Below are 12848 nucleotides of genomic sequence, written 5' to 3' on the forward strand. Positions count from 1 at the left end.
TTATAACATAAAAATATTATTTTGTCAATACATTAAACGGTGAACTTTTTCGGCTAAACATAAATATGAGAATTGCATTTTGCCCCTATATAAACGTTTAGGATATAATAATGGGAAAATCAGTTTTGGAGTTGATGCAGCTTGGAGACTTTTCTTGCCGTACTGTTAATTCTGGGGCTGATCGCGGCCTCCAACATCGTGAACCGGTTTATCCCGTTTGTGCCAATTCCGCTGATTCAGATTGGACTGGGCGTTATTGCTGCACTGATGCCCACGGGAATACATATGACCTTTGAGCCTGAGCTGTTTTTTGTATTATTTATTGCTCCGCTGCTGTTCAATGACGGCAAGCGGACACCCCGCGATGAACTTTGGAACCTTAGAGCGCCCATTCTGCTGCTGGCGCTGGGCCTTGTCTTTGTCACCGTCTTTGTTGCGGGATATGCGATCCATTGGATGATACCCTCGATTCCACTGGCGGCGTCGTTTGCGCTGGCGGCCATTCTCTCCCCGACTGATGCGGTGGCGGTAGGCGCCTTGGCCGGAAGGGTTCATTTGCCGAAGGGCATTCACCGGATTCTGGAGGGCGAGTCATTGATGAATGACGCCTCCGGTCTGGTGGCCTTCAAGTTTGCCATTGCTGCTGCGGTTACCGGGGTGTTCTCCCTGCCCAAAGCAACATTCAGCTTTATCCTCATCGCAGCGGGAGGGCTGCTGCTGGGGGCGCTGCTGTCATTTTTGCTTATCCGGCTCAGCGTGCTCATCCGCAGATTAGGCATGGAGGATGTTACCGTCCATGTACTGTTGCAGATTCTTACTCCGTTCATTATCTATCTGATTAGTGAAGAAGTCGGCGTATCCGGCATTTTGGCCGTTGTTGCCGGCGGTATCGTATATGCCATCGAGAAAGACCGGGCTGTATCTCCGCAATACAAGCTGCAGCTTGTGTCAGCGAGTACCTGGTCGGTGCTGCTGTTTATCCTGAACGGGATGGTCTTCCTCATTCTTGGCATCTCCGTTCCCGATGTAATTGAAGTCATCTACCGGGATGAAACGCTGAATAACTTTATGGTGGCCGGCTATGTGCTGGCAATTACGGCGCTGCTCATTGTACTCCGCTTCCTCTGGGTGTATGTCTATTCGCTAGTAGAGAGCCGCAGGCTGAAGACAGAGAAGTCACCGCTCAAAACCCAGCTGATTATCTCGATCTCAGGCGTCCGCGGAGCTGTAACCTTGGCCGGGGCCTTCTCTATTCCGCTAGTTGTTGGAGATGGTTCCCTGTTTCCGGAACGGGATTTAATCATTGCGCTCGCGGCAGGTGTCATTCTCATGTCGCTGGTGATGGCCAGTATCTTTCTGCCTATCCTTGCGGGAAAAGAAGAGGCGGTTGACGAAGCTGCCCAACCGCAGAACACGGAGCTTGCAGCCAGATCGGTGGTGATTGATGCAGGAATGACCATGCTGCGGAGCTTGGCGACGGAGAACCCCGGTTCCCCAACACAGCCTGCATTGCTGGAGTTCACCGATAAGATCGACAGACTGTGCGCTCCCCAACCGGAAAATGATGTGGCTACGGAGCGCTTCCGCCGGCTTGGTGTTGAAGCGCGGCTGAATGGTCTCGATGCGGAACGGGCAGCATTGCGGCGCATGCTGGAGCAGGGCCAGATTGAATCTCCGGTTGCAGTGAAGATGGAAGAGCTGCTGGATCATACGGAGGCCGTTCTGTGCCGGCGGTTCGATACACAGGTCAAATTCTCCCTGACAGAGATTCAACGCTTATTCTCGGGATTGTTCACGGGCCGTTTTAACGGTGAGGAAGGACTGCGGGCGGTTCAGAATGCCGAGAGTGCCCGGAAAGCGAAGATCGCGATGTGCCAGGCAGCCGTCTCAGCGGTCAGCGCCGAGATGAGCGAAGAAAACCGCCAGGCTTCGCAGCGGGTTATTGACAAATATGAGCGGCTGGAGTCACGGCTGGAGCAGGGGGAAGGCTGGAGTAAGGATGGCGTAATCGACGATGAGAAGCTGGAGCTGAAGCTAAAGGCGATTCAGGAGCAGCGCGACACGGTGCAGCAGATGTACCAGAACGGAGCGATTAATCTCAAGGTCGCCGGCAAGCTGCGCCGGTTCGTGGATCAATTGGAAACATCAATCTGGGAGGATTAACAATGGGCGAAATCACTGCGAGCGGGCTGTTATTTGAAGAAATCGGGGAAGCGCATTTGGCTGAAGTGATGGATATATATAATTATTACGTGTTGAACACTACAGTTTCTTTTCATACTGAGCCGCAGAGCCTGCCGGAAATGCGTCAGTCGGTGCTGAGCGGCGATCCGCGGTTCAAATCCTATGCCATTATGCAGGATGGCGAAATGGTGGGTTATGTGCTGATTGCCAGACATAAAAATAAGCAGGCCTATGATACCTCCGGTGAAATCAGCATCTACCTGAAGCCGGGCTGCGGCGGCCGGGGATTGGGCGGCCATGCGCTGCGCTTTATCGAAGAGCGGGCCGCGGAGCTCCGGTTCCATGTACTGGTGGCTACGGTGTGCGCCGATAACGAGCCGAGCCGCCGGTTGTTCGTGAAGCATGGATACGAGCAGAGTGCCCTGTTCAAAGAGATCGGCAGCAAGTTCGGCAGATGGCTGGATATTGTCAGCTACCAGAAGATCATTGGCCAGCTGCAGTAAATGTCCCTTATACCCAAAAGTCCGCCTGCGGCAAGGATGAATTCCTTGCCGCAGGCGGACTTTTTATGCGCTGTAGACCAAGCAGCTCTAGCCGGGGTGTCCCTGTAGTCATAGCTATAGGTGATCGGTAAGGGGAGGCTCTTTTCTGCGCGTGTCTACTTGTTCTTCCGGCGGAACATTTGTCCAAGCACTTCACTGAGCACAAGTCCCGTGGCGATCGCTCCAGAGAGCAGCAATGCCTGTACGGCGATCTGAATCGCTTGGTTATTGTCGTTCTCCACGAATTTGCGCATAGCGTCATATGCAAGTCCCCCCGGGACAAGTGGAATAATCCCTCCGACGCTGAAGATAATGACCGGCATCTTGAAGGAACGGGCAAAAAATTGGCTGATGACGCCGACGACTACGGTTGCCGCAAAGGTGGCGATTACCGTATCCCATCTTTCATCAAGCTCCAAATACAGGATCCAGCCTACCATTCCGGCCAAGCCGCATTGCAGCAGCGCGCGCCGCGGGGCATTGAACAGAATGCAGAAGGATGCAGCGGCGATAAAGCTGGTTATCAGTTGCAAAATCATGAATTGCTACCTCTTTCACATGGGTTAAAAAAGCGACAGCACAAGACCGATGCCAGTCCCGATCGCAAACGCGGTCAGGAAAGCATCGGCACCTTTGGAGAGGCCGGAAACCAGATGTCCGGCCATCAGGTCACGCACCGCATTGGTAATGAGCAGACCCGGGACCAGCGGCATAACAGAGCCGATGATAATCTTATCCATTTCCCGGCCAATACCAAATTTGACGGAGAAGAACGCAAACAGTCCGATCAGGAATGAGGCGGTAAATTCTGCAAAGAATCGGATCTGTACGAGCCGGTGCAGATAGGTAGCAGCGGCGAAGCCAAGCCCGGACACCAGCAAAGCCGGAAGGGCGTCCCACAGACTCCCCTTGAACATTACTGTGAAACAGGCTCCGGTGAGGGCGGCTGCGGCGATCTGCAGCCATGCCGGATAGGCATGTGCGGCATCGTCCACGACGCCGAGGCGCTCGCGGGCTTCTGCCGCGCTGAGCTGGCGTTCGCTCAGCCGGCGCGAGATGTCGTTGACCTCCGACACCTTCTGCAAATCGGTCGTCCGCTCGGCAATCCGGAACAGCTTCACCGGTTCGGTTCTGCTGGTTGTGAACATAATGACCGTTGGCGTCACGTAGCTGTGCGCCCCGGGAAAACCGAGTGCCTCCGCCATACGCGTCATGGTATCCTCCACACGGTAAGTTTCCGCACCGCTCTGCAGCATGATTTTACCGGCCAGCAGGCAGAGATCGATAATTTCATGCGTGGAAGTATTGCTGTTATTGCTTGTGCTATCCAACTTCTTTCGATCCTCCCCGGGAATGTTATATATTCGATTGTCGCCGCAATACCTGAAAATATCAACCCTTATTCATTTAATTTATTTTTTAAGTACTTTTCCCGTTCAGGCTGCATAAAAGCCGTACCCTTTATTTGTAGTGTCCTCCGATTTTGCCGGCCCGATCCTTAATTTGTCCTGCATCGGTGAAAGACGCAGCCCGGCCGATAATCGTATCTCCATATTTGTTCTTGAGATTGTCGGTAGCCCGTTCAAGCTCGCGGTAGCGGGGGCGGGATTCGAACAGTGTCAGCTGGTACTCACTTTCGTCAGTGAGCGTGGAAAGACTGAGGTTGACCCTGCGCACGGGCTGGTTGTCCCAGTGCCGCTGGAAAAGCTCTACGGCTGCTTCATAGACCAGATTGGTGGCATTGGTGGGGTCGTTCATTACGGTCTGGCGGGAGAAGCCGGTCGGCATCTCAAAGCTTGCACCCTGGCAGCCGACGGACAGGGCCGCGCCGTTCACCTTGAGGCTGCGGCAGCGTCTGCACACCAGCTCGGACAGCTCCAGCAGAATCGTCTTGATTTCCTTCAGTGTGCGGTAGTCCCGGGGCAGGGTCATCTGGTGCCCGACACTCTTGGGTGGAACCTCGTGGGTATGCGGGTTTACGGGACTGTCGTCAATGCCGTTGGCAATCCGCCAGTACAACTCGGCGTCTATATCGCAGTTCTTGCGGAATTTCTCGCGCATGCGCCACTTCAGCTCGGCCAGCGGCAGCTGGGCCACATGGCCAATGGTCGTAAGCCCCATGCTATGGAAATGGGCGGACATCCGGCGGCCGACCATGAACAATTGCGAAATCGGCAGCGGCCAGAGCAGGGTGGGCAGCTGTTCGCGGGTGAGTGTAAACCGGCCGCCTTCGTTTTTCTTGGCCCACAGATCGCAGGCCATCTTGGCAGTAACCTTGGAATAGCCGATGCCGATGCGCACATACACGCCTGTCTCCTGGCGGACGGTATCCTGGATCGCGGCCGCGATGGACAGCGGACTGCCGAACAAGGCGGAGCTGCCGGTGACATCAATGAACTGTTCATCAATGGAATAAGGCTCTACGAGATCACTGAAGCTGCGCAGAATATCGGTGATTTGCGAGGAAACGTTGATGTAGTGCTGCATACGGGGACGGACGACCACAAGCTCAGGGCATTTCGCCAGCGCTTCCTTTAAGGTCTCGGCAGTGGTAACGCCATGCTCTTTGGCTAAGGGGCAAGCGGCAAGTACAATCCCGCTGCGTCTGGCCGGATCGCCGGCAACGACCAGCGGTTTATGGCTGTAGAGAGGATTGGCAGCCTTCTCGACCGAGGCATAGAAGCTCTGGCAATCGGATAGTATAATGACACGATCTCTGTTCATAGGTTCACACTCTCCAGGTAAGCGGCTGAATTTGACCTTATTATAATACGAACATATGATCGTGTATATGCATAGTTATTTCCATTCAGTCAAGAGGCTTATTTTTCGAGCGTACATAACCCCGTGGCGACTCCGCCGGAAAAGATCGTCAGAATCGAATGCAAGAAGGTTTCCTTGGAGATCAGCAGGCCACCCGCGCCGATAATCAGGAAATCCGTCAGAAAAATAATGACGCCGACATTGAGCGGAATATAACGTTTCATAAACTTGGCGAGCAGATCCGTTCCGCCTGTGCTGGCCTTGAACCGCAGCATAATTCCGAAACCGCTCCCCATCAGAAAACCGCCAAGAATGGCGCTGGAGATGGAGCCGAGCTCAATATAGTACAGAAAGTGGTACTGGAGCGGTCCGAGGACTTCAATGAAAAACGAGGAGGTGAGCAAACCCAGCACGCTGTTATAAAAGATGTCCCGCTCTTTAAGCCAGGCAAGCAAGAAAATCGGCAGGCTGCACAGGACAATGGCCAGTCCAATTTTTGCGCCGGATATGTAGTTGATGATGAGGGCGATGCCGATGACTCCCCCATCAAGAATTTTGTAGGGGACCAGAAAAAAATTAGTTCCTGCAGCAATCAGCAAACTTCCCAGCAAAATAATGGCGTACCTTACACTTGAGCGCATATTCAACATCTCCACATTTAGGCCTGTCTTAATGAATATGCTTGGAAATGGGAAAAAATAGCTATACAGCAAAAAATCCTGCTTGCGCAGGATTAGGCGGGACGGGGATATTACTAGACCAAGGCAGGCTCCGGCTTTTTGAGCTGCAGCGGCGGAGGTACCAGCCAGCCCTTCTTTTTATTCAATTTCAGCACAGCCATTCCTAAAGCGGCCATTTGCGTATGATTTTTCATAAACATGGCCCCGATATCCTCACGGATGGAAGTCCCCATAATCTGGCTGCATACGACTAGGCTCAGGGAAACTGCGCCAGCAAGGGAAGCGGCAATTTCCGGATCGGAGAAACGGGCTCCGGCAGGAATATCCTCGAGCTTAACAGAGGGGCGGTCGGGCAGTGCAGGGGGCGGTGTGAAGCCATGGGTCTTCAGCAGCTTGTCGCAATCTTTTATTTCCAGCTGCGACTGGTCCATGAGATCATCAATTATTTTTTTGAGATCCTGATCGCCAGCGTGATAATGAAATGCCTGTAAGGTGGATAATGACATTTTGGCAGTAGCGGAAAATTGCCATAGATTAAATATTTCGCCATAGTGCAGCGGTTCGTCTTTGGGATTGCCGTTTAGAACTCCCATTATTACAAAACTCCTTCACTGATAAGGTGGTGAAACGTGAAGTTAGGTTGTCCGGCATCCTCTGTTTTATTCGAAGGAAGGGTTGGGTTAAGCAATTAAGACTTGTACAGGATAACAAAACAATATATATTAATAGTAAATATTACGATTAAATACATAAAGTCAGCAAGGCGGGTGAAGGTCGGATGGATTATACATATAAAGTGCTGGAGAGCGATATTGATTTGCTGGCGGCCGCGCTGTCAGAAGTCAAAGTGGCGGTCGCCGTGAAAGAAATAAAAGATGATATTCTGGAATTTGGCGGGCAGATTAGAGAATACACCCCTAATTGTGTCCGTATCGGGGAACTGTCCTACAGCCGGGAGTTGTATGAGTTTCGTGCTCTCGCTAATGAGTGATTCGGCTTACCGTGAATAACGCTTGCGGAAACGCAGCGGTGAGATGCCGACTTTGCGGGCAAAACGCCGTGAGAAGTAGGCAGTGCTCTCGAAGCCTGTACGCTCCGCAATCCCGGAAATGGGGATCTCTGTCTTGAGCAGCAGCAGCTTGGCCTGCTCCAGGCGGTAATCCGTCAAATATTCCATCGGCGTCAGCCCATAGACGCGCTTCATGCAGCGGGCGAGATAGTTATAGTGAAAATGGAGGGCATCCGCGAGCGAGCCATTGGTGAGCGCCTCTGCGTAATGGTTGCGGATGTAGGCTTCCGTCTGCTCCGCAATCTCGGCAGCATGGCTGCCTGCAGCGTCCTGCTGCGCAAGATCCATCATCCGCAGCATCTCCTCAAAGATCCGCTGTTGCTGCCATACCGCGCTTGACCGTCTGTCCCGGCTCAGCTGCAGGAGCAGCTCCGCCTGCCCGCTCCGCTCAAAGGGGTCCGGGAGCGGACCGAATTGCGGTACACGGATCGTGTACGGATGTGTGAGAAACTGCTGGAAATGTGCTTCACGGCCGGCATACACCGGATCGCCCTCGGCTTCAATCCATTCCCCCACCGTGTGAAAATGGATCCATACAAACGTGGTGATTTCCTCGCAAGGTTTGACAGCGTAGTGATAACGGTCTGGCAGCAGCAGCAAAGTGTGCCCGGCCGCAACCTCCCATTCTTTCTCATCTTCGCCAATGAACAGGGTGCCCTGTTCTACAATAATCAGATCGAATTTCCCCATACGGTTGCGGTTCGGGTGCTGATCCCCCGGCTGATATACGGTGCGGTCGCATTCCAGAAAGTAGGGGAACGGCGGAGCAGCCAGATGGATATAAGAAGGACTGAATGTCATGATTACTCCTTTCAAAGCAAATTGTCGGCAGCCTGCAGTTCTGGTGTCATTCGAAATGTTGAGTGTGAAATAGTACAAAAACAGGGTTGCTTATGATTGTATTTTTTATTTATTCTACCCTCTATAATTGCTAATAGCGAGAATGAAATATAGCGGAGGGGAAGAGGCAAATGAGCAGAACTATTAAAACGCAGCAGACAGACAAGCAGCAATCGGTAAAGATTCAGGATGAATTCTGGGGACGTTACATCAGGCTGGCGCAGGATGTAGTCATTCCGTACCAATATGAGGCGCTGCATGACCGGGTACCGGACGCAGAGCCCAGTCATGCGATTGCCAATTTCGAGATTGCCGCAGGGAGAAAGGAAGGAGAGTTTCACGGCTGGGTGTTTCAGGATAGCGATGTGGCGAAGTGGCTGGAGGCAGTAGCTTACTCCCTGAGCCTTAAGCGTGATCCCATACTGGAGCGGCAGGCAGATGAAGTTATCGACCTGATCGGCGAAGCGCAGCAGCCGGATGGATATCTCAATACCTATTTCACAATCAAGGAGCCGGGCAAACGCTGGACCAATCTGCAGGATTGCCATGAGCTGTACTGCGCCGGACATTTTATCGAGGCTGCGGTTGCGTATTACGAGGCGACAGGCAAAGACAAGTTGCTAAATATTATGCGCAGGATGGTCGATCATATCGATTCGGTCTTTGGACCGGAGGAAGGCAAGCTGAAAGGCTATGACGGGCATCAGGAGATTGAACTGGCACTGGTCAAGCTGTACCGTCTTACTGGAGAAGAGAAATATCTGAAGCTCAGCAGCTTTTTTATCGACGAGCGCGGCCAGGAACCGAATTTCCTGCGGCAGGAGTGGGAGAGCCGGGGGCGGATCACGCACTGGAGCGGGCAAACTGACCATCTCGATCCAGCCTACAATCAGGCGCATATTCCGGTCCGTGAGCAGAGCGAAGCGGTAGGGCATTCTGTACGTGCAGTCTATATGTATTCAGCAATGGCTGACCTCGCGAGGCTTAAAGATGATGACGCGTTGCGCGATGCTTGTGTGAGGCTGTGGAACAACATGACAGATAAGCAGATGTATATTACAGGGGGAATCGGTTCCACCCATCACGGGGAGGCGTTCACCTTCGATTATGATCTGCCCAACGATACGGTATATGCGGAAACCTGCGCTTCCATCGGCCTGATCTTTTTTGCCCGGCGGATGCTGGAGTTAACCCCGGAAGCCCGGTATGCGGACGTGATGGAGCGGGCGCTCTATAATAATGTGCTGGGGTCCATGGCGCAGGACGGCAAACATTATTTCTATGTCAATCCGCTGGAGGTATGGCCGCAGGCCTGCAGCTGCAATCCGGGTAAACATCATGTGAAGGCGGAGCGGCAGGGCTGGTTCGGCTGCGCCTGCTGTCCGCCCAATGTAGCCCGGCTGCTGACTTCGCTGAACCAATATATTTACACGGTTCACGGGGACACACTGCACACTAATCTGTACATTGGCAGTGAATGGAAGGGTACGCTTGGCGGAACGGAGGTTAAGGTTACCCAAGAGAGTAATTACCCATGGAAAGGCAAGGTATCGCTGAAGGTTGATCCGGCGGAAGCTGCGGAATTCGGCGTTGCCTTACGGGTCCCTTCCTGGAGCAGCGGCATGGAGATCAGTGTCAATGGCGAAGTGCTGGATCCTACCGCAGGCCGGGAACTGGGATACCGGGTGATCCGCAGAGTGTGGTCTGCCGGGGATACCATAGAGGTAAACATTCCGATGGAAGCGCACCGAGTTTATGCCCATCCCGAGCTGCGGGCTGATGCGCAGAAAACTGCTATTCAGCGGGGACCGCTCGTCTATTGCCTCGAGGCAACCGATAACAGTGAGCCGCTGAGCTCTATCTCCCTGAACGAGACAGGGGAGTTCACTGAGGTCTTTAAAGACTCGCTGCTTGGCGGAGCCGTAGTCGTAGAAGGAACCGGCTTCCGTGTCAATCCGTCCGGCTGGAGCGGAGGGCTGTACAGCAGGGAGAAAGCACCGCTGGAATCCGTTAAGGTTACAGCTGTCCCTTATTATCTGTGGGGCAACCGCGGCAGCGGAGAGATGAAGGTGTGGATACCGGAGGGCAAGGCTTAAGCTGCAGCACGTTATCTATGAGGAAAGCAACCCAAATGCACCCCGGTAGTATGGCGGATGTATTGGGTTGCTTTTTTTTAGAACATTGTCCTTGGATTGGTGGTAACGGCATTACTGTATCTTTTTGTGAACCGGAAAGTGAGCTTCCCACAAAAAACAGGCCCCGTCTTTTTGCAAAGACGAGACCCGTTTAAAAAACAAGCGGTTAAAATGTTGTCACGGCAGCTATTTAGCCCAGCTCAACTACCACTTGGTGCACTGCACCGTCGCAGGCAGGAGCGATGATGTTTCCTTCTACAGCGGCGCCGTCGAGAGTGAGGCTGGCTACGCCTTTAGAGACATGGTTAGGGTTCTTAATAGTGATTACATAAGTATCTCCACGGAAGACGCGGGTAATTTCGAATCCGTCCCACTCAGCAGGGATACAAGGATCTACTTTCAGACCGGCGAAATCAGCCTGGATACCGAGAATGGATTGGGTAATGGCTACATAGTTCCAGGCAGCGGTACCCGTCAGCCAGGAGTTTTTCGCTTCCCCGTGGCGTACGGCATCTTTACCAGCGATCATTTGCGAGTACACATAAGGTTCCATCCGGTGAACTTCGCTGATGTCTTCCAGGTAAGCCGGAGCGATTTTCTTATAGATATCGAATGCTCTGTCACCGTGTCCCAGTACCGTTTCAGCAATCATGATCCATGGGTTGTTGTGGCAGAAAATACCGGCATTTTCTTTGTAGCCCGGCGGATACGTAGAAATTTCACCCAGGTTCAGGTAGTACTTGGAGTATGGCGGCTGCTGCAGCACGATACCATAATCTGTGTCCAGACGTTCCTCAACGGAAGTCAAAGCTTTGGCTGCCTGACCGTCTTCCACGCCGATACCGGCCATTACGCAAATGCCTTGCGGCTCGATAAAGATTTGGCCTTCTTCGTTTTCTTTGCTGCCGATCTTGTCGCCGTAGTGGTCGTAAGCGCGCAGGAACCAGTCACCGTCGAAGCCATGGGTCAGCGTGATTTCACGCATGTTGTCGATCTTGGCTACGGCATCCGCAGCAACATCGTTAAGTCCGCGCATGCGGCAAATTTCCGCATAGTCCGGTCCAACAAAGACGAACAGACCGGCGATGAAGACGGATTCCGCTACACGGCCTTCGATGTTGGCAGTCGTCTGGAACGATTCGCCTGGTTCGGTAGAGAAGCAGTTAAGGTTCAGGCAGTCATTCCAGTCCGCGCGGCCGATCAGCGGCAGGCCGTGAGGTCCGAGATTGTTGGTGACATGCTCGAAGGAACGTTTTAAGTGCTCGAACAGGGTAGCAGTGTTGTCCGGGTTGCTGTCGAAAGGAACCTGCTCATCCAGAATGGAAGTGTCGCCGGTTTCCTTAATGTAGGCAGCCGTTCCCAGGATCAGCCAAAGCGGGTCATCGTTAAAGCCTGTGCCGACTTCGTTGTTGCCTTTTTTGGTGAGCGGCTGGTACTGGTGATACGCGCTGCCGTCTTCGAACTGGGTAGCGGCGATATCCAGAATACGCTCTTTGGCGCGCTCAGGAATTTGGTGTACAAATCCGAGCAAGTCCTGGTTGGAATCGCGGAAGCCCATACCGCGGCCAATCCCGGATTCGAAGTAGGAAGCGGAGCGGGACATGTTGAAGGTAACCATACATTGATATGGGTTCCAGATGTTAACCATACGGTTCAGCTTGTCGTCGCCGCTTGCGATCTGATATTTGGACAGCAGGTTATCCCAGTGTGCAGCCAGAACAGCCAGAGCAGCATCCACTTGAGCGTCTGTAGCGAATTGCTCGATGACAGCCTGCGCCGGTTTTTTATTGATGACATTCAGGGATTCCCATTTCTCATCTTCCGGGTTCTCGATATAGCCGAGTACGAAGATGAAGCTTTGCTCTTCGCCTGGTTCCAGCGTGATTTCCAGTGCATGAGAGCCGATTGGCGACCAGCCGCTGGCTACGGAGTTGGTTGCTTCCCCGGCAGCTACTGCTTGTGGAGCATCCAGGCCATTATACATACCCACGAAGGATTCGCGGTCGGTATCAAAGCCGGCGATTTCTTTATTTACAGAATAGAAAGCATAGTGGTTTCTGCGCTCACGGTATTCTGTTTTGTGATAGATTACGGAACCCTTGACTTCAACCTCACCAGTGCTCAGATTACGCTGGAAGTTGGTCATATCATCCTGGGCATTCCACAGACAGAACTCGGCAAAAGAGAACAGCTTCACCGATTTCTTAGCAGATCCGGTGTTCTTCACAACAAGGCGGTGAACTTCGGCATTGTGGCCCATCGGTACAAAAGCGAGCTGGTTCACAGAAATACCGTTGCGTTCGCCGGTGATGGAAGTATAGCCAAGACCGTGGCGGCACTCGTAGAAATCGAGGTCGCGTTTGACCGGCATCCAGCCCGGGGTCCAGAAATCGCCGTCGTCATACAGATAGTAGTAACGTCCGCCTGTATCCAGCGGAATATTGTTATACCGGTAGCGGGTCAATCTTCTCATCCGGGCATCGCGATAGAAGGTGTAACCACCGGCAGTATTGGAGATAAGGCCGAAAAATTGCTCGTTACCGAGGTAGTTGATCCATGGATAAGGTGTTTTAGGGGTGTTGATTACGTACTCTTTACGAGTGTCGTCAAAGGTTCCGAATTTCATAAGAGGAAA

The 12848-nt window shown here is 52.8% G+C and carries 11 protein-coding genes; 4 read left to right on the plus strand and 7 right to left on the minus strand.

From position 1 onward, the window contains the following. Positions 1-141 precede the first annotated feature (141 nt). Entirely contained in the window at positions 142-2163 is a 2022-nt protein-coding gene (locus tag NSS79_RS13455) for a Na+/H+ antiporter (protein ID WP_342439725.1), read from the plus strand. Positions 2164-2165: 2 nt separating this feature from the next. After that, the gene (locus NSS79_RS13460) at positions 2166-2687 is read left to right on the plus strand and encodes an N-acetyltransferase family protein (protein WP_342439726.1); all 522 of its coding nucleotides are present in this window, start codon (positions 2166-2168) and stop codon (positions 2685-2687) included. A gap of 155 nt (positions 2688-2842) precedes the next feature. On the opposite strand, the gene NSS79_RS13465 is transcribed toward NSS79_RS13460, so the two are convergent. The 5 genes from NSS79_RS13465 to NSS79_RS13485 all read right to left on the minus strand — a co-directional run bounded on the left by NSS79_RS13465 (position 2843) and on the right by NSS79_RS13485 (position 6762). After that, a complete protein-coding gene (locus tag NSS79_RS13465) occupies positions 2843-3265 on the minus strand; it encodes a threonine/serine exporter family protein (protein WP_339225855.1) in 423 nt (140 codons plus the stop codon). Positions 3266-3289: 24 nt separating this feature from the next. Continuing rightward, positions 3290-4057 (minus strand): threonine/serine exporter family protein, encoded by a 768-nt coding sequence (locus tag NSS79_RS13470; RefSeq protein WP_038590337.1) that lies wholly within the window; start codon positions 4055-4057, stop codon positions 3290-3292. 130 nt (positions 4058-4187) lie between these two features. Beyond that, a complete protein-coding gene (locus NSS79_RS13475; protein WP_342439727.1) occupies positions 4188-5450 on the minus strand; it encodes a DNA polymerase IV in 1263 nt (420 codons plus the stop codon). A 98-nt stretch (positions 5451-5548) separates the two neighbouring features. Then, a complete protein-coding gene (locus tag NSS79_RS13480; protein ID WP_342439728.1) occupies positions 5549-6130 on the minus strand; it encodes a YitT family protein in 582 nt (193 codons plus the stop codon). Positions 6131-6243: 113 nt separating this feature from the next. Next, positions 6244-6762 (minus strand): DUF3231 family protein, encoded by a 519-nt coding sequence (locus tag NSS79_RS13485; RefSeq protein WP_342439729.1) that lies wholly within the window; start codon positions 6760-6762, stop codon positions 6244-6246. Positions 6763-6947: 185 nt separating this feature from the next. On the opposite strand from NSS79_RS13485, the gene NSS79_RS13490 reads away from it, so the two are divergent. Then, the gene (locus tag NSS79_RS13490) at positions 6948-7160 is read left to right on the plus strand and encodes a hypothetical protein (RefSeq protein WP_038599512.1); all 213 of its coding nucleotides are present in this window, start codon (positions 6948-6950) and stop codon (positions 7158-7160) included. A gap of 6 nt (positions 7161-7166) precedes the next feature. On the opposite strand, the gene NSS79_RS13495 is transcribed toward NSS79_RS13490, so the two are convergent. Further along, positions 7167-8039, minus strand: a complete 873-nt coding sequence (locus NSS79_RS13495) for an AraC family transcriptional regulator (protein WP_342439730.1) — start codon at positions 8037-8039, stop codon at positions 7167-7169. Positions 8040-8209: 170 nt separating this feature from the next. Between NSS79_RS13495 and NSS79_RS13500 the strand changes: the two genes are divergently transcribed. After that, positions 8210-10174 carry a beta-L-arabinofuranosidase domain-containing protein gene (locus NSS79_RS13500; RefSeq protein WP_342439731.1) on the plus strand — a complete coding sequence of 655 codons (1965 nt, stop codon included), beginning with the start codon at positions 8210-8212 and terminating at the stop codon, positions 10172-10174. A 229-nt stretch (positions 10175-10403) separates the two neighbouring features. Here NSS79_RS13500 and NSS79_RS13505 read toward each other — a convergent pair whose 3' ends face one another. Next, complete coding sequence (locus NSS79_RS13505) at positions 10404-12839, minus strand: glycosyl transferase (protein WP_342439732.1); 2436 nt, start codon at positions 12837-12839, stop codon at positions 10404-10406. Positions 12840-12848: the final 9 nt, after the last annotated feature.

It is taken from the genome of Paenibacillus sp. FSL L8-0436, from assembly GCF_038593025.1.
Classification (GTDB): Bacteria; Bacillota; Bacilli; order Paenibacillales; family Paenibacillaceae; genus Paenibacillus_AQ.